The sequence below is a fragment of the Shewanella sp. CAL98-MNA-CIBAN-0140 genome (assembly GCF_040309905.1).
Taxonomy (GTDB): domain Bacteria; phylum Pseudomonadota; class Gammaproteobacteria; order Enterobacterales; family Shewanellaceae; genus Shewanella; species Shewanella psychromarinicola.
Genome location: NZ_JBEOPI010000033.1, coordinates 1 through 24,958, shown reverse-complemented (window position 1 = coordinate 24,958; position 24,958 = coordinate 1). Strand labels below are relative to the sequence as shown.

Below are 24,958 nucleotides of genomic sequence, written 5' to 3'. Positions count from 1 at the left end.
ACCTGTGGAAAAGCCCCGATCAATATTTTCCATCGCTCATTACACAGGGCACAGGTATAATTTACCGGTGTAGACACATTGAAGGATGAATTTTGAAAACTGACTCACTGTTATTGAATTATTTCAAAGGTATGGCCATGGGCGCTGCAGATGTTGTGCCGGGCGTATCGGGTGGCACTATCGCATTTATTAGCGGTATTTTAGATCCATTATTGGATGGCATTCGCAAGATTAACTTGTCTTTAGTAGGGATTATCAAACACAAAGGGATTAAAGCTGCTTTTTTACATATTAATGGTCCTTTTTTGCTGTGCGTGTTCGGCGGGATTTTAACCAGTATTTTTACCTTAGCTAAGCTAATTTCTTGGTTGTTGGTGACACATCCTATACCTGTGTGGTCGTTCTTTTTGGGCTTGATTCTGTTTTCCGTGGTTCACATGCTTAAACAAGTGAATAAATTCAGTGCTATTCGGGTTGCCATGTTTATTGTCGGCGTCGCCTTTGCGTGGGCCATTACCGTGTTGCACCCCATTGAATTGCAAGTGAGTTACCTTAACTTCTTTTTCTGTGGTGCGATTGCTATCTGCGCCATGATATTACCCGGTATTTCAGGCAGTTTTATTTTACTGCTTTTAGGGATGTACCCCGCGGTGTTAGCGGCGGCTAAAGGATTTGATATTGTGTATTTGGCCTGTTTTGCTATTGGGGCTGTGGTTGGATTATTAAGTTTTAGTCACGTGTTATCGGCATTGTTACGTAAATTCCATGATGCAACATTATTGTTTTTAACCGGATTAATGCTGGGGACATTAGGTAAGATTTGGCCTTGGAAACAAGTAATTAGCTGGCGCGAGAATTCTAAAGGCGAGTTAGTGCCATTGGTAGAGCAAAATCTATCCCCATTTCAATTTGAGCAAATCACCGGTGAGTCATCGCAACTGTTTGTGGCGATTGTGTGTGTGTTTGTGGGCATTGGTCTGGTATGGGGGGTAGAGCGTCTAGGGGCGAAAGCTCAGGCTTAATATGCACGATATGTCAATCGATCCCTATAAAGCAGAACTCGCGTTCTGCTTTATTTTTATGGCAAATATGCAGACTATGATTGCAAATACAGCCAATATGCTTGAATAATACAATAATGAACTTAATTGGTGTATTACGCGTATTTTTTTAGCATATTGTATGGGTAAAGATAACCTCATTTTTCATCCCGCTTAGGGATATTACGGCCGCCACAGGAGTGCATAACATGCCAGATACCGATTCATTTGTGCCACAAAAAATCCAAATTGGGATCAGCAGCTGCTTGCTGGGTAATCAAGTCCGTTTTGATGGTGGACACAAAAATTCTTATTACTGTAAACAAGAAATTGAACCGTTTTTTGAATACATCACAGTCTGTCCTGAGATGGCCATTGGCATGGGCACACCGCGTAAAAGTATTCGCCAAGTGCGAGACGGCGATGTGGTGCATATTCGCAGTGCTGATGGATCGCTCGATGTGACTGACAAGCTTAATGAGTATTCCCAAGCCAAAGTGGAAGAACTAGATTACTTGGGCGGTTATATTTTATGTGCAAAATCACCAACATGTGGCATGGAAAGGGTTACCGAGTACAAAATTGGTACCAATCATGGCACTAAAACCGGTGTGGGTGTTTTTGCAAAAAAATTAATGGAACGCTACCCATTTCTGCCTGTAGAAGAAGAAGGGCGTTTACATGACTTGCCATTAAGAGAAAACTTTTTTACCCGCGTATTTGCTTATAACGATTGGAAGAAAATGACTCAATCGGGTCTCACTAAACACAAGCTAATGCAGTTTCATTCGCGTTATAAGTATTTATTAATGGCCCACAGTCCACAGTGGTACAGAGATTTAGGGCCTATATTGGCCGATATTCAAGATGTGGAGCAAACCGCACAACAATATTTTGAAGGCTTTATGACGGCACTCAAAATTATTGCTACCCGCAAAAATCACACCAGTACTTTGCAGCACATTCAAGGCTATTTTAAGAAACAGCTCAATGCGAGACAAAAAGAAGAGTTGAGCGAATCGATTTTAAAATATCGCCAAGGGCTATTGCCTTTGTTAGTGCCTATTACCTTGATTAATCATTACGTACGCGAATTTCCCACCGCGTACATTGAAGAGCAAGTGTATTTAAATCCGCACCCAGAAGCGCTAAAGCTTCGCTATGCCTATTAGGTTGCCGGTAATATGAGTAACGTAAATAGCTTAATGTGGTTTAGGCAAGACTTGCGGGTTGGCGATAATCCAGCCCTTGTGGCAGCGTGTCAATTTGCCCAACAACATCAAGGCAAGGTTCGGGCTGTGTATATTGTTACTCCGTCGCAATGGGCGCAGCATGATGTGGCGCCAATACAAATTGATTTTATCCAGCGTCATGTCAATCTATTAGCACAGTCGCTTGCTGCCTTAGGCATATCATTGGATGTGCTGCATCTTGAGTGGTTTAGCGATACCCAGACCGCTTTAAATGATTACTTACAACAACATAATATTGATGCTGTTTTCGCTGGTAACGAGCCGGAAATTAACGAACGTCGCCGTGATAGCGCATTAATTGGCCAGGGGTTGCCACTGACGTTAATCGATCAAGACTGCGTATTTGCAGCCGGACAAGTGCAAAATTTGTCCGGTGATATGTACAAGGTGTTTACCCCATTTGCTAAAAAATGGAAAAGTATTGCCAGTCAAAAAGCGATAGTGCCTTTAGCCGCGCCAGCACCTGTTGCTGCAGCGCTGGCATTGCCAGCGGCTATCGAATTTAATTGCCCAACACACAGCAGCGATCAATGGGCTGCAGGAGAGGGCGTTGCAAAGCGAATACTGGATCAATTTTTAGCAAGCCAAGTAGAAGATTATCAAGCCGAAAGAGATTTTCCTGCCCTAGAAGGTACTAGCCGCTTATCACCCTTTTTAGCCATCGGAGTAATGAGTTCGCGTCAATGTGTAGCGGCAATTTTAGCGCGTTACCCCCAAGCGTTAGTGGATGATACTTGCCTTGCTAAAACATGGCTCAATGAACTGATTTGGCGTGAATTTTATCATCATTTGCTGGTGGCATTTCCACGTTTATCCATGAACCATAACTTTAATGAACTGGGTAAGGCGATTGCGTGGCGCAATAATCCTGATGAGTTTACTGCCTGGTGTGACGGGCAAACGGGCTACCCGATTGTAGACGCAGCCATGCGCCAACTAAACCAAACGGGCTGGATGCATAATCGCTTGCGTATGGTAGTAGCCAGTTTTTTAACCAAGCATTTATTGATCGATTGGCGTTGGGGCGAACGTTATTTTAGGCAAAAACTGATTGATGGTGATTTAGCCGCTAACAATGGCGGCTGGCAGTGGTCTGCAGGCACAGGCTGCGATGCGCAACCTTATTTTCGAGTGTTTAATCCGATGACTCAAAGCAGCAAATTTGATCCAGATGCCAGTTTTATAAAGCGTTATGTTAGTGAGGTATCAGGTTGGTCTTTGGCTGATATTCATCAACCTAAATCTATTAATGTTAATGATCTGTTTGCACAACGACAAGATGACCGATACCCAGAGCCTATTGTCGAACACAAGATGGCGCGACTTCGGGCGATAGAGGTGTTAAGTGCGCTAAAGCGTGGTTAAGCCTTTTTATTAACAACCAAGACCAATTGTTCAGTTAACTTAGTTTGACTGCCTTGATTCGATACATCAGCAAAATCACGGTAAGGCCGCTATTATCTTTTAGGATAATAGCGGTTTTTTTTTGCGTTAGATCACACTATGAGCTTGGCTCAATAGCGAATATGTGAGTATTGATTGAAGCCGATCGATTAACAGCATAGAATAGCGCAATTAAAGATTCATATATTATACATGTTTAAATCTTGTTGATGTTAACCCACTAAGTGAGTGTACTGCTTATGCTGAATATTGATGATCCCGCTAAAATTGATAACACGCCTGCAATATGGCGTTTGGGCTTTAGGCCGTTTTTTCTTGGCGGCGCAATTCTCGCAGCCTTATACATTCCGCTTTGGCTAATGGGTTGGTTCACACCACAATATAGTTTATTTAGCACTGAGTTTTGGACAAATGTGGTGCCGCTATGGTGGCATCCTCATGAAATGTTATTTGGCTTTGCGATGGCCATAGTGTGTGGTTTTCTGCTCACGGCAGTGCAAGCGTGGACCAATCAACCCACCATCACGGGTCGCGCATTAATGGTTACGTTTGGCTGTTGGCTCATTGCTCGCTTGATGTTGCTATTACCGATGAACATTCCGTTGGTATTACCGGCAATATTTGACAGCTTATTTTTAGGTTTGAGCGCTTATGCATTATGGCGCTGTATTTATCCAGTCAAACAATGGCGCAATATTGGTTTTCCCATCATGCTCATCGTTGCATTGCTGGTGAATTTAGCCAGTTATTATGCGTTGTCGGAACGTGATTTTTCGTTATCGACTCAGTTATGGCAAGGGATGATTTGGTGGTTCGCGATGGTGATCACCATAGTGGGTGGACGGGTGATCCCATTTTTTACCGCAATGAAAATTAAACAACCCAAGCCCGATCCCATTAATGCGCTAGAGAATACGTTAATATTTGTAATGGGTTTACTGTTTGTTCAAGCGATAAGCCATTGGTTGCCTAAGGGTGTTGAACAGATACTGCTTGCTGTTGCGGGCATATTACATTTACTTCGAGTTGCTCGCTGGCAAGCCCATAAAACCTTAAAAGAACCGATGTTGTGGTCGTTACATATTTCTTATTTATCGTTGCCGCTGACACTGTTATTAATGGCAATCAATATCGACAACGAATATGCCTATCGCACCTTGCTACATCTGTTTGCCATTGGTGGAATTGCATCATTGTGTTTATCAATGATTTCACGGGTTTCTCTCGGGCACACGAGTCGTAATATATACCAAGGCCCAAACATGACGTTGGCATTTTTATCTGTGCCTCTCGCTGCCGTGTTACGTGCAGGAATGCCGCTATTGATGCCTGAATATACCCAAGTCTGGTTGTGGGCTGCAGGCGCGTGTTGGTTTATTGGTTTTGGTTCGTTTGTGTGGTTTTATGCGCCAATTTTAATGCGTCCGCGTCTTGATGGTCGTCCAGGCTAGTTTGAGCGCAATTTAAATAAATTTATCCAAGCAACGAATTTGGTAAACGTTAACTAAAGCAGTTAACTAAAGCCGTTAATAAACGTAATGTTACAGACTTACGGTTCTATCTAGTAATTTTAATTAAGCGATTAACAGAGAAAGGTTAGCAATATGATGGTTCAACTTGTCGACGTGGTAATGAAAGCAACGCGGCCGATGCGAAGTAAGGTAGGGTTAAGCATCGTTATTTCCGCACTCGCGCTGCTGAGTCTGACATCTTGGTCGCTTAAAAGTGCTGAAGTGGATCCCAATCAACTTAAATTTCCACAACAATATGATTCTTGGCAAGCGACAGAAGAACAAACCGAACGAGACGATATATTGGCGCAATATCCTGCCAATATCATTTTGTGGGCGGGTTCGTCATTTGCCAAAGAATACCATAGCCCTCGTGGTCATCAATTTGCTGTGGCTGACGTGACACATACTTTGCGCACTGGTGTTGCAATAGCTGAAGGTGACAAAGGCTTATCTGCCAGTTGCTGGACCTGTAAAACACCCGATGCACCAAGATTGATCAAAGAAATGGGTATTCAAGGTTTTTCAGGTGCCAATTTTGTCGATTTAGGCCGTGAAATCAAATCTGTTGTCTATTGCAGCGATTGTCATGTTGATGGCAGCGCTGAACTGGCATTGCCTCGCCCTCATGCTCAAAATGCGATGGCTAAAATTAAATTACCGTTTGATCAACAAGACCGTAGCATGCAAGGGGCACAGGTTTGTGGTCAATGTCATGTGAGTTATTATTTCCAGCCTGAAAATAATAACAAAGTTAATATTCCATGGATTTTCGGCAGCACTGCCGATGCAATTGAAAAGTATTATGACACTCGCCGCTTTTATGAATGGATCCACCCCATTTCTAAAACCCCAATATTAAAAGCGCGTCATCCAGAGTTTGAGCATTGGAGTCGTTCGGTTCACGCTAAGCAAGGCGTGACCTGTATAACCTGTCATATGCCGCCTGCGACCGATGAAAAAGGCGCTACATTTACTGACCATAAGGTTGGTGGCGCATTAGACAATTTTGATCGTAGTTGTGCAAGTTGTCATAGTAGTGAAGCGGCCATCACCAAAAAGCTTGATAAAACCAAGGCTAATATTGATGCTAAATCACGAAATGTAGAGTCATTACTGATTAAAGCACATTATGAAGCTAAAGCGGCATGGGATGCGGGGGCCACATGGCCGCAAATGAATGATGCGATTATGGCTATACGTCATTCACAATGGCGTTGGGATTTTGCGACAGCATCACATGGAATGTACGCTCATAATCCTAAAGAAGGCATTGAACTACTGGATAAATCGACTGAACAGGTTACTTATGCACGTGAAGCATTAGCCCGCATTTTGAGTCAATTATCCGTTACTGAGGTTGAGTATCCAGATTACAGTACCAAAGAAAAAGCCCATGCTGCTATTGGCTTTATTGAAGCCGACGCCATTAAAGCCAAGCAAGCTTTTATTAAACAAGAAGTTGATAAGTACTGGCAGCCGGTAGCTAAAAAAGGTTACTAAGCTTCTGAATAAAAGCACCCCAATTACTGACTTTATTAACGCCTAAGCCCTGCTTAGGCGTTTTGCTTTGTGACTGGTGTAAAACGGTGATCTACTTCCTGCGCTATCTCGTATTAATTCCCAGTTAGTTTTTATTTACTTCACGGCCAATAAATACTTTTATCTTGTTGTCATATAAGGCATTCTTATAAGTATGTTCCGTGAGTTTTCTGGGTCACGTAATAGGAGTTGGTAAATGCAAGGCGCACCGTCGATAGTTGATACTCAATCAGAACCATTAAATCCGGATAGCTCAGCGTCCATTAATGGTCATCCTGCTATTATTGATGCATTTATAGATATGTATCAAAAGCTTAATAAAGATAACTTATCAATGTTAGCGCAAGTGTATCGTGACGATATTCGCTTTCAAGATCCGCTCCATAAAGTGGAAGGCATTGCACCACTAACGCGTTATTTTGCTAACATGTACCAAAATGTCACCCACATTGAATTTGATATTAAAGAAGTGGTTATCAGTGCTAATCAGCAACAAGCTGGATTATATTGGACCATGACCTACTCGCACCCTAAGTTAAACAAAGGGCAGAGTATCAATGTCGAAGGCATGTCACAGCTTAGGTTTAGCGATAAAATTTTTGCCCACCGAGATTACTTTGATGTAGGCCAAATGCTCTATGAGCAAGTGCCATTTTTAGGTGGCTTAATTGGATTACTCAAAAATAGGGCGGGCAAGTAATGACTAACACCAATGACAAACAGCTTGCAGTACTGATCACCGGTGCCAGCTCAGGCATTGGTCTTGCTTTAGCTCAGCACTATATCCGTGAAGGTTTTGCGGTAATTGCCTGTGGTCGCAACGAACAAAACTTGGCGAAAATTTCATCTGCAACCCCTTTGGTATTTGATATCACTGACATTGGACAAGTGTCTGCGGCATCTCTTCACTTGCAACAACTGCTAAAAGATAACGGCTGGAAGTTGCACCATATCATTCTAAATGCCGGAAGTTGTGAATACATTGACGATCCATTACATTTTGACTCGGCACTATTTTCCCGAGTGATCAATACCAATGTGGTGGCGATGGGTTATTGCCTTGAGCATTTTTTGCCTTTACTGAGTCGTGGTGCACAACTTGGATTAATGAGTTCAAGTGCCACTTATTTACCATTTCCGCGTGCCGAAGCCTATGGTGCATCTAAAGCGGCTATTGGTTATTTAGGTCGTAGTTTACGGGTTGACCTTGCTCAGCATGGTATTGGGGTGAGTGTCATTTGCCCAGGCTTTGTTAAAACCCCGTTAACCGCCAAAAATGACTTTGCCATGCCAATGCAAATCAGTGCCGAGCAAGCTGCGACTGAAATTTTTAATGGCATGCAGCGTCAACGACGTGAGATCCATTTTCCAACTAAATTTACTTGGTTACTTAAATTAGCCTCTTTATTACCAGAAAAATTATTAGTGTATTTTTTGGCGCCCAAATAGCTGGAACAACTCAATTAACAATAAAATTAACAATAAAAGTAACAATAAAAGTAACAATAATAATTATTAGGTCAAGGATTAACTTAATGAAAAATATCGCCGTGATTGGTTCTGGAATTTCCGGTTTAACCTGCGCCCATCTATTAAGCCGTGAACACACGGTAACTGTGTTTGAGGCCAATGATTATATTGGCGGACATACCGCTACAGTAGATGTGGAAGTGGCTGGGCAGCAATACGCCATTGATTCTGGTTTTATTGTGTTTAATGACCGTACCTATCCGCGTTTTGAAAAATTAATGGCGCAGCTTGAGATTAAGTCTCTCCCTACAGAAATGAGTTTTAGTGTTAATAATGCACTCACCGGGCTTGAATATAATGGCAATAATTTGTGGAGCTTATTTGCCCAGCGTCGTAATTTACTCCGTCCGAGTTTTTATCGATTTTTGGGCGAAATTGTTCGTTTTAACAATGGTTGTAAAGTGATTTATGAGGCCGACAAATACCCTACCGCTTCATTAGGTGAGTACCTTAATGAACAAGGTTTTTCTGCCTTTTTCTGTGAGCATTACATTCTGCCTATGGGCGCGGCTATTTGGTCTGCCAGTATTGATGACATGCGTGGTTTTTCTCTGCGATTTTTTATTCGATTTTTCCAACACCATGGTTTATTAAATATTAATGATCGACCGCAATGGTATGTGCTTGAAGGTGGATCGCGCAGTTATATCCCCGCCTTAACCGCGCCTTTCAAAGATCGCATCCAGCTAAATTCTCCAGTTACCGGTATTAAACGCGCCGATGATGGTGTGTATGTTCAAGTTGCTAAAGGCGAATGGCAGCGCTTTGATGATGTGGTGTTAAGTTGTCACAGCGATCAAGCATTAGCCATGTTAACCGATGCTACTGAAGACGAAATAGACGTGTTAGCTGCGATGGAATATCAAAATAATGAAGTGGTACTGCACACTGACATTAATTTGTTGCCTAAGCGCAAAGCGGCGTGGGCAAGCTGGAACTATCGTTTGGATGGCAATAACCCGCAAGATGTTGCCCAGCGTCCAGCCAGTGTGACCTATAATATGAATATTTTGCAGTGCTTGCCTGCCAGTGCACCCACATTCTGTGTCACCTTAAATCAAACTGCATTAATTGACGACAGTAAAATTTTGCGCAAGTTTAATTATGCTCACCCAGTTTTTAATGATGCTAGCATGAAGTCTCAAGCGAAAAAGTCGCTTATTAATGGTAAACATAATACTTACTTTGCCGGAGCTTATTGGCATAATGGATTTCATGAGGACGGCGTTCGTAGCGCGGTTGAAGTATGTGATCTGTTTGGGATTAGTTTATGAATCAAACCACATCGGTAATGGAACATGATCAATTAAACAGTGGCATTTATTGCGGCAATATAAACCATCGCCGTCATACGCCTAAGTTGCATCATTTTGGTTATAATATTGCGATGATGGCGATTGATTTAGATGAACTGCCTGCATTAACGGCGGTCAGTAAGTTGTTTTCAACAGACAAATTTACCCCGCTTAAATTTAATCCCAGTGATTACCTCAATGCCCTCGATAAGCAATTTGGTGACAAGCTTGTCTTGAACCAAGCCTGTCATGGCAATGATGCTATGGCCTTGAAGCTGCGCGTGTTAGCAACCATTAAGCATCTTGGGGCCACACAAGTATGCGATAAAATTATATTTTCTGGACAAATACGCCACTGTGGTTTTTACTTTAGTCCGGTCAACTTTTACTTTTGCTATCATCAAAATGACATGGTTTATATGCTTGCTGAGGTGAGTAATACTCCTTGGAATGAGCGCCATTGTTATCTGGTCGATATTGCCCATACTATTCAAACCGACAAAGTATTTCCTGTGTCGCCGTTTATGAATTTAGAGATGCATTATCTGTGGCGTATTACGCCGCCAGCCAAGCATTTAAAAGTGATCATTGAAAATCGAAATGCTAATAATGATAAATTATTTGATGCCAGTTTAGTGTTAAAACGCCAACCAATTACTTCGAGTTCCATGCGTCAATTTATGTTGAGTTATCCATTAATGACCAGCAAAATTATGTTAGGTATTTATTGGCAAGCAATGAAGTTATTTATTAAACGGATCCCATTTGTCGGCAAACAAACTATTAAGGTGAGTTAGGCCTGTTGACCTATCGAGATGAATTTTACCAGCAAACAACAATCGGCCCCTCACTCTTGCAAAATGTGAATAGCAAAATGTAAACCAAATGGATGGTTACCACGTACTAAGCTGTAATGACGCCAATAAAGCGAATAATACAGTGTACGAACTGGAGAGATGACATGGAAAATATGGCGACGGAAAGTAGCATGACTCAAGCGAGTCTATCTGACAGTCTTGCAAGGAAAATTTTACTTCGCGCATTAGCCCATCTTGCTGAAGGGCATTTAACTATTGTTGACGGCAACCAAACGTCTGAGTTTGGTAACGTTAACAGCAACGTTCACGCCACCATGCAAGTCAAGCATGCTAACTTTTATCGTCAAGTGGTGTTTGGTGGCTCAATTGGTGCCGGTGAAGCTTATATTCAAGGTCACTGGAGCAGTCCAGATTTAACCAAAGTGGTGCAAATTTTTGCTAAAAACTTAGCCTTGTTAGACAATATTGAACGCTATTTTTCATGGTTGAGTAATAGTGTTAACCGGATTAAGCATGTGTTTAATCGTAATTCTGAACAAGGTTCAAAGCGCAATATTCTGGCTCATTACGATTTAGGTAATGACATGTATAAACAGTTTCTTGACCCGGAAATGATGTATTCAAGTGCACTTTATCCGAACGATGATAGCAATCTAAATGAAGCGCAATTACATAAGTTGCAAACCATCTGTGAACGCCTAGACTTATCGCCAGGTCAAACATTACTTGAGGTTGGTACCGGTTGGGGGGCATTAGCTATTTATGCTGCAAAACACTATGGCGTAAATGTTACCACCACCACTATTTCCGATGCGCAATATGAGTTCGCTGTTGAACGAGTTAAGCAACTAGGCCTTGAAGATAAGATCACCTTACTCAAACAAGATTACCGCTTATTGACTGGCGAATATGATCGCATTGTCTCTATTGAAATGATCGAAGCTGTGGGTCACGAATATTTAGGCGGGTTTTTTGAAAAGCTACAGCATTTACTTAAGCCTGAAGGGCGAATGCTGATCCAAGCTATTACCATTGCCGATCAACGTTATGACAGTTATCGCAAGAGTGTCGACTTTATTCAGCGCTACATCTTTCCTGGTGGCTGTTTACCCTCGGTCAGCGAAATGACCCGACACATTGCCAAGAAAACTGACATGGTTACCTGGTCAATTGACGACATGGGTAGAGATTATGCCCGCACATTAAAGCATTGGCATGAAAACTTTGATGCCGCTTACGATAAAATAAAAGCGTTAAATTACGGTGACGATTTCATTCGGATGTGGAAGTTTTATCTAAGCTATTGCGAAGGTGGCTTTTTAGAACGTACTACAAGTACAGTTCACTTGGTCGCGGTTAGACCGCTATATCGCCCTTGATAATTGCGTTTTATTGCCCTTAGTGATTTACATCCCCGGTAACGGCTTACCGGGTCGTATCCTCCTATTTGGGTGATATATTATGCCTACTTACGCTTTGCCCTCAACATTATTTATCCTGATTAACGCCGTGTGTTTTCAGTTGGTGTGGTGGTCGGGTGTGATAGCCCAAAACCAACTTATCATACTGTCAATTTTACTGATCATCGGTCATTTTTTATTATCCAATTCTGCTCGTCATGATGCTCTGTTAATGGGTGTTTGTGGTGCAATTGGGATAGTCGTTGACAGCTTATTAGTATGGTTTGGCGTATTTGAATTCAACATAATCCCTTATTGGTTGGCAATATTGTGGTGCTACTTTGCTCTCAGTTTAGATTACAGCTTAGCTTTTTTTAAAACCTTACCACTATGGTTACAATCAATACTCGGTGGCGTGTTTGGCTGTTTAAGTTATCTGACGGGCGCTAAATTTGATGCTGTGGTGTTGCCTTTAGGTTATGAAAAGAGTGCACTGATATTGGCATTGATCTGGAGTGGCTTATTTCCCGTATTGCTTTGGGTCAGCAAACGTATCGCACCAGCGAATATGGTCTTGGAGAACAATCAATGAAAACCTTAGTTAGCACCGACAAGCTGCAGCAAGATAAAGGGCTGCAACCATTAACTCATTGGTTGAGCGAATTGTTATTTGGTGCGGGAGGGGCATTAGTATTAGTAGTGATCATCGCGACTAGTATTAACCATGCTGCTGCCAATGATAGCGACATTGGTTCGACATTGTCGATGCAACCAGCCAATACAACCGATGCAGCCAATATAACCAATAGCGCCAAGACCACAAATAAAGCCAGCATAACGAATACGACATTGATTCAAGTGGGTTCTGCCGACATGAGCTTATTATGGTTCGATATCTACACTGCCAAGCTGTTTTCTCTTGATGGCAAGTACCAAGCCAATCGATTCCCAATGATCCTCGATATTCAATATCACCGTGATATCCAAGCCCCTGATTTAGTTGATGCCACTATCGAACAATGGCAACACCTTGGGTTAACCGAAGACGACATCACCCTGTTAAGCCAGCAATTAGTGCGAGCATGGCCTGATGTTAAACAGGGCGACAGACTTACCTTTAGGGTCAACAATCCTAATGACGCTGCATTTTTACTCAATGACACGCCTTATTATCAAGTGAGTAATGCGCAATTTCCTGAAGCATTTCTCGACATTTGGTTGTCGGAAAAAACCAGCCACCCTAAATTACGCAAACAATTAATTGGAGCCAACTAATGCCCACCATCCTATTCTCTATGCACCACAGAGGTCATATTTTTGCACGAGGGTTGATGAAAAAGTTAGCTTATGTATGTTTATACACAGGATTACTTTTAGGCGTCATGTCATGCTCATCTGCATCGATTGAAGATTATCAAAACACCACCCCCCGGTTAGATTTAGCCACGTTTTTTGATGGTAAGTTAACAGCAGCAGGGATAGTACAAGACTTTTCGGGCAAGGTAACCCGCAAATTTACTGTCACTATGGAAGCAAACTGGACTGATTCTCCTGAAGGTAAGCAAGGAGTGATTAACGAATGGTTTATTTACGATGATGGTGAAAAGCAAACCCGTGTGTGGAAAATTATTGATAAAGGTAATGGGGTTTATCAGGGTACAGCCAATGATATATTAGGCATTGCCCAAGGGGAGTCGCGCGGCAGCGCATTACGCTGGCGTTATGATATGCAATTAGCCGTCGATGGTAGTGAGTATCAAGTGCACTTTGATGATTGGATGTTTCTAGTTGATAACCAAACCATTATTAACAAAAGCGACATTATCAAGTTTGGTATTACTGTCGCTCAAGTGACCTTGGTCATCTCTAAGCAAGAAGACTAATTAACAAGGCTCACTAACAAGATTAAGCAAAAATATTAAGTAACAGACTAAAGCAAAAAGTTAACTCATATAGCTGACTCATATAGCTATATGAGTTGCTAAGCAATAACAGGCCACACAAGGCTAATCTAAAACAAGGTATTCTAACGCCTCTACGGACATAAAAAATGGACTCAATAGAGTCCATTTTTTATGTCCGCCAACAACTTGTATTAACCTTTAAGTTTAGACGCGTCTGACTGTTTCTTGTCGTAATACTCAAACGGAAACTGGTTACGAATTTGCTGGACTAAGTTGTCGCCAATATTGGCCGACACATGCAAACGCACGTCACCAGACTTTTCTGCTCTGACAGTGCAAGTCAGTTTATTAGATTTAGCTATTGCACGACAATCACGTTCAAACTTCTCCGGTATTTTGCCTTTATGCTTATTGAGCTTGCCATCTTTAAAATGCATTTCAAAAAGTGTTAATCCACGGCTACCACTAAAAATTAGTTTATAGGCCAGAAAAAATAATACTGCAATGACCAGTATTTTAATAATGTTATCAGCCATAGTTTGCTCCTTTGTGCCGTTTAGTTATACGGTTGCTATAACAATAAGATACTCTCGTACGTCATGGATGCAACGCTATTTTATTGAAATCTATGCGCAAGATCGAAGTTATGTTCTATCAATAATAGATCATTTAGAAATGCAGCACGCTTTTGTCTTTTAAGTGTGATACCCAAGCCACTTCAACATGCTCGTATTGTCTCCCGAAAGGTAAGCCGAGAAGCAAGCTATTTCTATCCCTATCCCTGAGATGACAAGCGGTGACGAGCGATGACGAACGATGACATACAAGCTAAAATCTAGAATCAACAAGCCTAGAGCGCTGCGCTGCTAGGATGCTACGCAGCTAGATGCTATAAAATCTTAACAGCGAAGCTGTCCCTAGCAGGACGAAGTCCGTCCTAGCAGCGAAGCGCACTATAGCAGGACGAAGTCCGTCCTAGCAGCGAAGCGCACTATAGCAGGACGAAGTCCGTCCTAGCAGCGAAGCGCACTATAGCAGGACGAAGTCCGTCCTAGCAGCGAAGCGCACTATAGCAGGGCGCAGTCCGTCCTAGCAGCGAAGCGCACTATAGCAGGGCGTAGGTCCGTCCTACTAGGTTGGTAAGTCGTGAAAACGCAAGCGGCAAGGGCAACCACTAATAGCGTTAACCACCAAGTAAGTTTAGTTTTATCCATTTATTCTACCCCTTAACCCATCGATTCATTCCCTCTCTTATCCAGGGTTGAGGTTAAGTAATAAAAAAACCGCCCCATGGCGGTTTTTGTTTTTAATACTGAGCGACAAACATTATTCATCATCATTAGCTCAGATTTGCACTGATTAGCATCACTTATTAACACATAGTGACTTAGAACGCGTAACTGACGCTCGCCAATAAGGTGCCTGAGTTTTTATATAGCCCAGAGCTTACTTCGTAATCACCATCAATGTCGGTGTCTAGATAGGCAACCGAGATGCCAAAGCCGGCGACTTCAGTTGATACGCCAACAGAGTAGTCTGAGTAGCTATCAAAGCCTTCACCGTCATCAATCGCGTCACCAAAGTTGTAGCCATAATGCACATCTAGGCTCCAGTTTTCAGTAAACTCCCAGCCGTAATTGATTTCGGTGTAATGTAGATCAAGATCGCTGCCGCCATAGTCATTAGTAAACCAATAGGCGGCTCTAAAACCACTAAAATCAATACCTGCGCTGACTTCTAAATAGTCTAAATCGCTTTCTCCGGGGTAGTTATAACGGTACAAAGTTAAGTCATAACTGGTGTTGTCGTTAATCTCGCCGTAATAGCCCGCGTACAGGTCTACTTCTATGTCTGGGCCGTTATATCCGGGCTCATCAAAGTCGACATTACTGCCCCAAGCACCAACAAAAAAGCCGCTTTCATGGCTCCAATCAATATTGGCTTGTAGCGCTGGGTCACCGGCTGTTTGTGATACACCACGGAAACGATAATCGTTGGTTACAGTAACCGCACCAGACACTTCTGCCGTAGCTAACGGAGCCAGTAGGGTAGCTGATAACGTTAATCCGCTTAACAGTGCAATTCGCGTTCTTTTTAATGTGTTCGACACGATATTATCTCCATTTACATAAAATGCAGCCGCTGGTCTCCAGCTACTGCGTATGCCACTTATCAGAGTCAAAACCGCAAGGGCCTTGTCTGTACCGCATGGCGGTTAAACACTATGTTTGCTCAAGCTGTTGTTCAAACATAACGTAGATTTTTATACAGTGATTGACTACCTCCCATGTACCGGAAAACCCAGCAGGAATAACAAATTTATCACCTACATTGACGGTTAAGCTTTTGCCTCGACTGTCGGTGATAATGCTGCAGCCTTCGAGAATATCGCAATACTCATATTCGCTATAATTGATATTCCAACTGCCTGGTTCACTTTGCCAAATGCCAACATTAAACTGCTTGCACGGGCTTTGAAAATGGTTTTGCACTGACTGCAGTGGATCGCCAGTAAGCCGTTTTTCATCAGTTAAATGATACGACTCAACCGCAGTTGATTGGCTACTAAAAAGCGTAATATCGTTAATATGCTTCATCGTTGGTTTCATTTATTTCATCGTCGGCATAATAAAAGCCGAAGGTTCGTTACTGTCGGTTTTTGCTTGTGGCCAGCGGGCGGTAATGGCTTTTCGCTTAGTATAAAAACGCACTCCATCTGGACCATGCATGTGTAGCGGTCCAAATAGCGATCGTTTCCAACCGCCAAAGCTATGAAATGCCATCGGTACTGGGATCGGCACATTAACGCCGACCATGCCCACTTCAACATGGTGACAAAAGTGGCGTGCAACTTGGCCGCTTTGAGTAAAAATAGCTGTACCATTGCCAAATTCGTGTTGGTTGATCAGTGCCAACCCATCGGCATAGTTATCGACTCGGACGATAGCTAACACAGGACCAAAAATTTCTTGTTGGTAAATGCTCATCGTTGGCGTGACATGATCAAATAAGCACGCCCCTAAAAAGTAACCTTGCTGGTGATCGCTAATACTAATATCGCGGCCATCAACCACTAAGGTCGCGCCTTCATTCACGCCAGCTTCAACATAGTCGCGTACTTTGGCTAAGTGCTGAGCTGAAATTAACGGTCCCATGTCCATTTCTGGGGTAATACCACTGCCCACCTTTAAGGCACTAATTTGCGGTAATAATGCAGTGACTAATTTGTCGCCGACATCGCCTACGGCCAATACCACTGAAATGGCCATACAACGTTCACCTGCACTCCCATATGCCGCACCCATTAACGCATTCACGGCTTGGTCTAAGTCAGCATCTGGCATTAATAGCATGTGATTTTTAGCCCCACCCAATGCTTGCACCCGTTTACCGTGAGCAGAGGCTGTGGTGTAAATGTATTCGGCAATCGGAGTTGAGCCAACAAAACTGATGGCGTGTACATCGGGGTGGGTCAGTAAGGCATCAACCGCTTCTTTATCGCCGTTGATGACATTAAATATGCCATTAGGCAAACCCGCTTGCTTAAGTAATTGGGCAAGGAACATCACTGCACTAGGGTCTTTTTCAGACGGTTTCATGATAAAAGCATTACCGCAGGCTATGGCGATGGGGAACATCCACATCGGTACCATGACCGGAAAGTTAAACGGCGAAATGCCTGCGACAACCCCCAAAGATTGGTTGACTGACCATGAATCAACGCCGCCACCGACTTGTTGAGTGTGTTCGCCTTTGAGTAAATGTGGAATACCGCAAGCAAACTCAACCACTTCGAGTCCTCGAGTGATTTCACCTTTGGCATCGTCTAGCACTTTGCCATGCTCAAGGGTAATAAGTTTGGCCAATTCATCAACATGTTGTTCGACTAAGGCTTTAAATTTGAATAATACCCGGGCACGATTCAGTGGCGTGACTTGCGACCAAGTTTGATAGGCATTTTTGGCAGCAGCTATCGCCAAGCTGACTTCATCGTGACTCGCCAATGATACTTGGCCACGGGCTTCACCGGTTGCGGGATCATAGATCCTTTGATTGCGCTGACTGGCTGGCGTGTGTTGTCCATCGACAAAATGAGTGATGTTAAGCATGAACAGGATCCTTTTAAGCCAAATATGTATTCAAAAAGTGTATTAAAAAAGTGTATTCAAAAACATTAACCAACAGCGTTAATTGCATCGCTAATGTGATTAACCATGTCGTCGATTTGTGACTTCTCGACAATCAGTGGCGGCGATAATGCGATAATGTCAGCGGTTGCCCGCACCAACGCGCCATGTCTAAAGCAGTGATCAAAAATGGCATAACCTCGTTTACCCACGCCTTTATCGCTCGGCGCCAGTTGAATACCGGCAACTAAACCGGTATTACGAATATCAATTACGTTGGCTAGTCCTTTAAGGCTGTGAACCGCTTGCTCAAAATAAGACTCAAGACCTTTAGCGCGCTCAAATAATTTTTCATCTTCATATATCGATAAGGTTGCCAGTGCTGAAGCCGCCGCCACCGGATGGCCTGAATAGGTGTAACCATGGAAAAACTCAATTAATTCATCAGGGCCATGCATACAAGTGTCGTGAATGGTATTACTGACAAACACTGCGCCCATTGGAATAGCACCATTATTAATGGCTTTGGCAGTGGTGATCATGTCTGGGGTGACTTGCCAACGTTCACTAGCAAAAGCGGCACCAAGACGGCCAAATCCGGTGATCACTTCATCAAAAATAAGCAAAATACCGTGCTTTTGAGTGATTTCACGTAGGCGCTTTAGGTAACCTTCTGGCGGTAAAATGACCCCTGCCGATCCCGACATGGGCTCGACGATCACAGCGGCAATATTTTCGGCGCCGTGTAAGGTAATCAGTTGTTCAAGCACTTCGGCTTTATCTAAGCCATGTGGAGGCAAACCGTGGCTAAAGGCATTATTGGCAATGTCGAGGGTATGAGGTAGATGATCAATGCCTTGGAGTAATTGCTGGCTGAAGGTTTTGCGATTATTGCTAATGCCACCGACGGATATACCACCAAACCCCACGCCATGATAGCCAAGCTCACGGCCGATAAACCGAGTTCGTGTTGCTTGGCCATTAGCGCGATGATAACAAAGTGCCATCTTTAGGGCGGTATCAACCGATTCTGAACCTGAATTGGTAAAAAACACCTTATCCAATCCATCTGGACTTAATTGACAGAGTTTATGGGCTAATTCAAATGCGAGCGGATGACCCATTTGAAACGACGGCGCATAATCCATTTGACTGATCTGCTGGCTTACCGCTTGGGAAATCTCTTGGCGGCCATGTCCGGCATTGCAACACCATAATCCAGCTGTCGCATCGAGTATTTTATTACCATCGATATCGGTGTAATACATGCCTTGGGCTGATACTAATAATCTTGGATTGGCCTTGAATTGCTTATTAGCGGTAAAAGGCATCCAAAAATGTTCCATGTTGGGCCACATTTGCGATGAATCGCCGCTATTGTTTCGCTGATATTGGCTCATAAATTGACTCTATATTGATCGCTACAATTATGGGAGATCCATCTCACATTGGTTAAATTATGAGTGGTTAATATTTGCTATGCTATGTCAAAAATAATGAACGTTAAAGTGTTTTGTGCATTTATTTATACTAAATGAGCTGTTTTTGTAAAATATATTGAAAATATCTTGCTGTTCAGCATAATCTGGTGACAATATTCACTAATATTATTGTGTCGATAGTTGCTTTTATGCGACACAAATCTTGTGTTTGGCATCTACCTAATGGGTGCGTATCAATCCATTTATTATTTCGAGGTCACAATGAGTACTCCAACAAGCCGTCGCGATTGGGAAGCACTAGCAGCGAGTCTGACAATTACCGGGCAAGCCTTCATTAATGGACAATATCAAGGTGCCTCTTCGGGTGACACATTTGACTGTATCAGTCCTATTGATGGCCAAGTATTAGCCAAAGTGGCTAGTTGTGATATAGCCGATGCTAACCTTGCGGTGGCGAATGCGCGTGAAGTGTTTGAAGCGGGTACTTGGTCAATGTTACCGCCCGTTAAGCGTAAGCAAGTGATGATTAAGTTTGCCGATTTACTTGAAGCCAATGCCGATGAGTTGGCGTTACTTGAAACCCTCGATATGGGTAAGCCAATTCAATATTCCAAAGGTGTTGATGTGGTCGGTGCCGCCCGCGCCATACGCTGGTACGGTGAAGCGATAGATAAAATTTATGATGAAATCGCTCCAACTGCTCATAATGAGATAGGCATGATCACCCGTGAGCCAGTAGGCGTAGTCGCCGCCATTGTGCCATGGAATTTCCCGATGATTATGGCATGCTGGAAGCTTGGGCCTTCGCTCGCCACCGGCAATAGCGTTATTTTGAAACCCTCCGAGAAATCACCGCTTACCGCTATTCGTATGGCGCAATTAGCGATTGAAGCAGGTATGCCCGCGGGGGTGTTGAACGTATTACCCGGCTATGGCCACACTGTCGGTAAAGCGTTAGCTCTGCACATGGATGTTGATACTTTAGTCTTTACTGGCTCAACTAAAATTGCCAAACAGTTAATGATTTACGCAGGCGAGTCGAACATGAAACGCGTGTGGCTAGAAGCCGGAGGCAAGAGCCCTAATATTGTGTTTAATGATGCACCAGATCTAAAAGCGGTAGCTGAAGCGGCGGCTACTGCCATTGCTTTTAACCAAGGTGAAGTGTGTACTGCGGGCTCACGCTTATTAGTGGAGTCGGGCGTAAAAGATGAATTGATTAAGCTCATAGCCGAACAAATGCAAGGCTGGCAGCCTGGTCACCCACTTGATCCTAAAACCACTTGCGGTGCAATGGTCGATCAACAGCAGCTGACCAATGTATTGAACTACATTAAAAGTGGCAGTGAGCAAGGTGCCACCTTAGTCGAAGGCGGACAGCAAGTGATGGCTGAAACCGGCGGTATGTATGTGCAACCGACCATTTTTAGCAATGTTAACAATGACATGACCATTGCCAGTGAAGAGATTTTTGGCCCGGTATTATCGGTTATTGAGTTTGATGGTATGGAACAAGCCATCAAAATTGCCAACGATACCATGTATGGTTTAGCGGCTGGAGTGTGGACATCAAACTTAAGCAAAGCTCACAAAACGGCCAAAGCACTCCGCAGCGGCATGGTGTGGATTAATCATTATGATGGCGGCGACATGACCGCGCCGTTTGGCGGATACAAACAGTCGGGTAATGGTCGTGATAAGTCATTACATGCATTTGATAAGTACACCGAAATCAAAGCCACTTGGATAGTCCTATAACTGGGATTTTTTTATAGTGATTGATATCAAGCCCTTTAGTGATAAAGGGCTTTTTTATTGCTCATCATCGGGCGGGATAATTCAGAGCAAATACTCCGGTTTTGTTTAACAAGTACTTCCCTATTGCTGACGCCTTAAATCGAGCGCAGGTTAAGCAAAATTAACGCTAAAATATTAGCTATTGCGGTAGACTCAAAAGCATTATTTACATCAACATTTCATACACGGATGAATGCAGATGACCCATAAGAGCTTCTCTCGTTTGGCTATTATTGTTGCTGGTGGGTTTTTTAGTTTTATTTTGTGGATTATTTACCTCACCAACACGGGTGGTCACAGTGTGTTATTCGACTTAATAAAACATGTCCCCTACGGCGATAAAGTCGGCCACATGTTGTTATTTGGTCTATTAACCTATATGGCCAATTTAGCCTTGCACAGTCGTCATTTTAGACTCGGTCGTCTTCCGCTTTATTACGGCACTGTGTTAGTGTCAATATTTGTCTTAATTGACCAAATTAGTCAGGGATTTATCCCGTCAAGAACATTGGACATCATCGACTTAGCAGCCGATGGCGTTGGCATTACTTTATTCAGTTATTTTAGAGGCTTAACGCAGCGATGTTGAGATAATAATCGCTTCAAGCGTAACTCAAGTTAACATCAATATTTTTCCTAACAGCAAAGAGAGGTTTAATGTGAATTTTCCTTTAGTGACCACCGATTGGCTAGCATTACATCTTGATGATCCAGACCTTGTGTTGCTCGATGCCAGTATGGAGGTTGTGTTGGGTAAAGAGCCACTAGTATACGATGAGCTTTTCGTTATTCCTGGTGCGCTATCCTGCCAAATTGACAAGCTACTTTTTGATCATCGTGCTTCGCAAACCCATGCTATGCCAACAGCAGTGCAATTTACCGATGCTGCGCAAAGGTTAGGGATAAACCATAACAGCACAGTGGTAATATACGACAATCAAGGTATTTATTCTGCGCCGCGTGCGTGGTGGACTTTTAAAGCGATGGGCTTTGATAAGGTATTTGTGCTTGACGGTGGCTTACCGCAATGGCAAGTAGAAGGGCGGGATACTGTGCGCCAGTTTGCCTCTGCTACTCATTCTGGCGATATTAAAGGCCGTTTGCAGCAACACAAAGTATGTGACACTGAGTTTGTGTTAACCCATCTTGGTCATGCCAAAGTTGATATTATTGATGCTCGCGCAGCAGGGCGTTTTAATGGCACTTCACCAGAGCCCCGTGTTGGTATGCGCAGTGGTCACATTCCCAGCTCGCTGAGTTTGCCGTTTGCTCAGGTTTTAAGTCGGTTTAAAATGAAATCACCCCGTGAGTTGCAAACCATTTTTGCGGCTTTAGATACTAGCCATAATGCTCAACGGGTGTTCAGTTGCGGTTCTGGGATCACAGCCTGTATTTTGATTTTGGCGTCCTATGCCGCAGGGCATCATCAAGCGGTGCTTTATGATGGTTCATGGGCGGAATGGGGCGGGGATGCTGCGCTTCCAATAGAGTAGGGCAAATTGAATAATTGGTCGGTATTTTTTGTTTTATGGCCTGCGGCCACTAACGCTTAAGATCGCAAGGTTCCACCCTGCACGGGCTATTAGATTATGGCCTGCGGCCACTAACGTCGTGGCGTTTCACTCACACCAGATTAAGATCGCAAGGTTCCACCCTGCACGGGCTATTAGATTATGGCCTACGGCCACTAACGTCGTGGCGCTTCACCCACACCAGACCAAGAGGAAACCAACGGCTGTTCCCTCTTGGAACTCCCAGCCGCCCCGCAACATTTTCAAACAGCGAAAAGGTCGCCATGGGGTCAGATCCAGCTTTTAACCTCATTTGAATCTTGCCTCGGTCTTATTCGAAAATGCTAACGCTTCCGATGGGGCGTCCCTTCCCCTCGAAAGCTAGCCAGACATCCATGTCTGGACTCACGCTATTTTCTTCAACGGCCTCAATTTTTATTGAGCCTGAAGCTATGGAACAGCTCACGCATTCTTTGGTAAAGAGTCTTCAACGGCCTCAAGTTCAGAGTTGAATCACGCCAATTGCAAGCAAGGTAGGCAAATCATTTATGCCCCATTCCTTGCTAGGGATGCCAATTCGCCAATTTCAACTTACTGAATAATTTTCAGTCTATTCGGGTAATAAAGGTTTGCTCGTCATCCACAAAAGCTACAAAGCCGCCGTGATAGATAAATACCCGACCACGTCCCTCAACTAAGCAGGCAAGCTGTGGGTTCAAATCTTCTTCGTTACCCTGTCTTTGATATGTGCCGATATCGGTGATTACGCCGCTGAGAGTAGGCAAATATCTATAAGTTCGCTTTGCTTGATCAACCAGGTTCAATTCGCTGGCGGTAGAGAAGCAAGAGGGTATCGTACCGGCTTCTTCGATAAACATAGTTTTCAGTTCTTCAAAAGCTGTGATCACTAGCCAGTCGATGCCGTTAACATGATGGATAAACATTGAGTTTCTCGGTAATTCTGATGCGGAGATTTTAACATTATCAGGGGCAGAACGTAGTAGAGATTTAGTGATTCTGTGCAATTTACGGTCATTCACTAGGCCACCTTGAAACACGTCTTTGCCCCATTATCATTTAGAACAATAACACTACTATTTGGTGGGATGCTCACCAGCCATTACTTATGCTATTGATCATTTACTAGATCCCTCCAGTTCAATCGATATGCGTTACACCGATTATCGGGATAATCAACGCAAAATCATGCAAATGGTTCCCGAAGAGTTCATCCGGCGTTACCTATTGCATGTGCTGCCAAAAGGCGTGATGCGGATAAGGCATTTTGGTTTTTTAGCCAACAGTTGTCGATGTAAAAAGTTAAGCCAAATCCGCTCACAACTGGCAATGAAAGCCCCCAAGAAAGAAAAGGTGATAGAGCCGTTAGGGCATTGGTGTTGCCCGCAATGTGAAACGGGGCGGTTACAGTTTATGGGACTCATCTCGCTATTAAAAATAGTCGAGCGCGAAGCCGCACTGAGGCTGTCGGGCTAAATGCCCAAAAATGAGTGATGTGGACCATGAAACGGCGTGCTTAGTTAATACAGAATTAGCTGGGACGACAGCACACATCATCACGCAGGCAAATCGCTATGCAATACAGTAACAGGACGATAGAAAAAGATGAAACAGTTCAAAACCTGCCTTAAAAGGTGTAATCAGAACAACCGATTAGCCGAAGTGCTGTACAAAAAACAACTACCGTAAAAAAGCAAATTCCTATAGCATAAAGCATACCGATTAATATGGATGTGGCATCGGCCAAGTCCAACAAGCGATTTATGCCCTGCAAACAGCGCAACGCATAAATACTAAAACGTTAACTTCCTAGGGATAGAATGAGTATACGGAAAGCTACAATTAATGATGCAGTAGGAATTCGATCTCTAATCCTGAGCGCCGCTGAACCAGAAACCAACTCTGACTTTAATAAAGAAGGTGTTGTACACTTTAAAGAAAGCCTTGAATTGAAAGCTATAAAAGCACGCATCCAAAATAAAAACTATTTGATGTTATGTTTTATCAAGGAATACAAAATTGTCGGAATAATAGCAATTTTCAAAAAAGAAAAGTTAAGTCAGCTTTTTGTTGACCCTACTTCTAGAAAGTTAAATATCGCTAAACAATTGTGGTCAGCAGCAAATGAAATCTGTATAGCTCAAGGAGGTAATGGAAATTACTGGGTAAAGTCTTCAACTATGGCTATTCCTGTTTATGAGCGTTTCGGTTTCCGCCTTGATTCGGTTCAACAAAATACAGACGGTATAATTTTTCATACAATGTTGTTACAGTCATGAATACGGAAGTTAACAAGAGACTATGGCGTCAATAGTTAATTTTATGCTTTTGGCGCTTCCCATAAAACACCATCTCTTAGCATCGAA

The 24,958-nt window shown here is 43.1% G+C and carries 23 protein-coding genes and 1 pseudogene; 18 read left to right on the top strand and 6 right to left on the bottom strand.

Translation table 11 applies throughout. From position 1 onward, the window contains the following. The first annotated feature begins 92 nt into the window (after positions 1-92). The 13 genes from AAEY93_RS15845 (at position 93) to AAEY93_RS15785 (ending at position 13,676) form a co-directional block, all read left to right on the top strand. Positions 93-1,022, top strand: a complete 930-nt coding sequence (locus AAEY93_RS15845) for a polyprenyl-phosphate transporter (RefSeq protein WP_459178786.1) — start codon at positions 93-95, stop codon at positions 1,020-1,022. A gap of 227 nt (positions 1,023-1,249) precedes the next feature. Next, complete coding sequence (locus AAEY93_RS15840; RefSeq protein WP_124012310.1) at positions 1,250-2,212, top strand: YbgA family protein; 963 nt, start codon at positions 1,250-1,252, stop codon at positions 2,210-2,212. A gap of 12 nt (positions 2,213-2,224) precedes the next feature. Further along, complete coding sequence (gene phrB, locus AAEY93_RS15835; RefSeq protein ID WP_124012309.1) at positions 2,225-3,658, top strand: deoxyribodipyrimidine photo-lyase; 1,434 nt, start codon at positions 2,225-2,227, stop codon at positions 3,656-3,658. A gap of 278 nt (positions 3,659-3,936) precedes the next feature. After that, the gene (locus AAEY93_RS15830; RefSeq protein WP_124012308.1) at positions 3,937-5,148 is read left to right on the top strand and encodes an NnrS family protein; all 1,212 of its coding nucleotides are present in this window, start codon (positions 3,937-3,939) and stop codon (positions 5,146-5,148) included. A 153-nt stretch (positions 5,149-5,301) separates the two neighbouring features. After that, complete coding sequence (locus AAEY93_RS15825) at positions 5,302-6,711, top strand: ammonia-forming cytochrome c nitrite reductase subunit c552 (protein WP_124012307.1); 1,410 nt, start codon at positions 5,302-5,304, stop codon at positions 6,709-6,711. A 340-nt stretch (positions 6,712-7,051) separates the two neighbouring features. Next, a complete protein-coding gene (locus tag AAEY93_RS15820) occupies positions 7,052-7,450 on the top strand; it encodes a nuclear transport factor 2 family protein (RefSeq protein ID WP_232772238.1) in 399 nt (132 codons plus the stop codon). Next, positions 7,450-8,199 (top strand): SDR family NAD(P)-dependent oxidoreductase, encoded by a 750-nt coding sequence (locus AAEY93_RS15815; RefSeq protein ID WP_124012306.1) that lies wholly within the window; start codon positions 7,450-7,452, stop codon positions 8,197-8,199. The genes AAEY93_RS15820 and AAEY93_RS15815 overlap by 1 nt, the downstream gene beginning before the upstream one ends. 86 nt (positions 8,200-8,285) lie before the next feature. After that, positions 8,286-9,554, top strand: coding sequence for an NAD(P)/FAD-dependent oxidoreductase (locus AAEY93_RS15810; protein WP_124012305.1), 1,269 nt, complete (start codon positions 8,286-8,288; stop codon positions 9,552-9,554). Continuing rightward, positions 9,551-10,372 carry a DUF1365 domain-containing protein gene (locus AAEY93_RS15805; protein WP_101034446.1) on the top strand — a complete coding sequence of 274 codons (822 nt, stop codon included), beginning with the start codon at positions 9,551-9,553 and terminating at the stop codon, positions 10,370-10,372. Before AAEY93_RS15810 ends, AAEY93_RS15805 begins: the two co-directional genes overlap by 4 nt. A gap of 164 nt (positions 10,373-10,536) precedes the next feature. Continuing rightward, entirely contained in the window at positions 10,537-11,772 is a 1,236-nt protein-coding gene (locus tag AAEY93_RS15800) for an SAM-dependent methyltransferase (protein WP_101034447.1), read from the top strand. Between the two features lie 82 nt (positions 11,773-11,854). Continuing rightward, positions 11,855-12,385 carry a DUF2878 domain-containing protein gene (locus AAEY93_RS15795; RefSeq protein WP_351078234.1) on the top strand — a complete coding sequence of 177 codons (531 nt, stop codon included), beginning with the start codon at positions 11,855-11,857 and terminating at the stop codon, positions 12,383-12,385. Further along, positions 12,382-13,068 carry a chalcone isomerase family protein gene (locus AAEY93_RS15790; protein WP_351078231.1) on the top strand — a complete coding sequence of 229 codons (687 nt, stop codon included), beginning with the start codon at positions 12,382-12,384 and terminating at the stop codon, positions 13,066-13,068. Before AAEY93_RS15795 ends, AAEY93_RS15790 begins: the two co-directional genes overlap by 4 nt. Positions 13,069-13,124: 56 nt before the next feature. Continuing rightward, on the top strand, positions 13,125-13,676 hold the full coding sequence (locus AAEY93_RS15785; protein ID WP_101034450.1) for a DUF3833 domain-containing protein: 552 nt from the start codon (positions 13,125-13,127) through the stop codon (positions 13,674-13,676). Between the two features lie 212 nt (positions 13,677-13,888). Here the strand turns inward: AAEY93_RS15785 and AAEY93_RS15780 are convergent, their stop codons facing one another. The 5 genes from AAEY93_RS15780 to aptA form a co-directional block, all read right to left on the bottom strand. Then, a complete protein-coding gene (locus AAEY93_RS15780) occupies positions 13,889-14,233 on the bottom strand; it encodes a DUF3634 family protein (RefSeq protein WP_101034451.1) in 345 nt (114 codons plus the stop codon). An 851-nt stretch (positions 14,234-15,084) separates the two neighbouring features. After that, a complete protein-coding gene (locus tag AAEY93_RS15775; RefSeq protein ID WP_351078228.1) occupies positions 15,085-15,807 on the bottom strand; it encodes a TorF family putative porin in 723 nt (240 codons plus the stop codon). Between the two features lie 112 nt (positions 15,808-15,919). Further along, positions 15,920-16,294 carry a cupin domain-containing protein gene (locus tag AAEY93_RS15770; protein WP_124012670.1) on the bottom strand — a complete coding sequence of 125 codons (375 nt, stop codon included), beginning with the start codon at positions 16,292-16,294 and terminating at the stop codon, positions 15,920-15,922. Positions 16,295-16,306: 12 nt separating this feature from the next. Further along, entirely contained in the window at positions 16,307-17,806 is a 1,500-nt protein-coding gene (locus AAEY93_RS15765; RefSeq protein WP_351078225.1) for a CoA-acylating methylmalonate-semialdehyde dehydrogenase, read from the bottom strand. A 65-nt stretch (positions 17,807-17,871) separates the two neighbouring features. Further along, complete coding sequence (gene aptA, locus AAEY93_RS15760; protein ID WP_124012299.1) at positions 17,872-19,224, bottom strand: omega-aminotransferase AptA; 1,353 nt, start codon at positions 19,222-19,224, stop codon at positions 17,872-17,874. A gap of 303 nt (positions 19,225-19,527) precedes the next feature. Between aptA and AAEY93_RS15755 the strand changes: the two genes are divergently transcribed. From AAEY93_RS15755 to AAEY93_RS15745, 3 genes are all read left to right on the top strand, one after another. Beyond that, a complete protein-coding gene (locus AAEY93_RS15755) occupies positions 19,528-21,024 on the top strand; it encodes an aldehyde dehydrogenase (protein WP_101034825.1) in 1,497 nt (498 codons plus the stop codon). Between the two features lie 238 nt (positions 21,025-21,262). Further along, positions 21,263-21,652, top strand: coding sequence for a VanZ family protein (locus tag AAEY93_RS15750; protein WP_351078222.1), 390 nt, complete (start codon positions 21,263-21,265; stop codon positions 21,650-21,652). Positions 21,653-21,722: 70 nt separating this feature from the next. Then, on the top strand, positions 21,723-22,556 hold the full coding sequence (locus tag AAEY93_RS15745) for a sulfurtransferase (protein WP_351078219.1): 834 nt from the start codon (positions 21,723-21,725) through the stop codon (positions 22,554-22,556). Positions 22,557-23,179: 623 nt separating this feature from the next. Here the strand turns inward: AAEY93_RS15745 and AAEY93_RS15740 are convergent. Next, positions 23,180-23,518 (bottom strand): cytosolic protein, encoded by a 339-nt coding sequence (locus AAEY93_RS15740; protein ID WP_123776827.1) that lies wholly within the window; start codon positions 23,516-23,518, stop codon positions 23,180-23,182. Positions 23,519-23,741: 223 nt separating this feature from the next. Between AAEY93_RS15740 and AAEY93_RS15735 the strand changes: the two are divergent. Together AAEY93_RS15735 and AAEY93_RS15730 are read left to right on the top strand one after the other, a co-directional pair. Then, a pseudogene (locus AAEY93_RS15735) lies at positions 23,742-24,068 on the top strand (transposase); the annotation flags it as partial. A gap of 344 nt (positions 24,069-24,412) precedes the next feature. Continuing rightward, positions 24,413-24,871, top strand: a complete 459-nt coding sequence (locus AAEY93_RS15730) for a GNAT family N-acetyltransferase (RefSeq protein ID WP_124012294.1) — start codon at positions 24,413-24,415, stop codon at positions 24,869-24,871. Positions 24,872-24,958 lie beyond the last annotated feature (87 nt).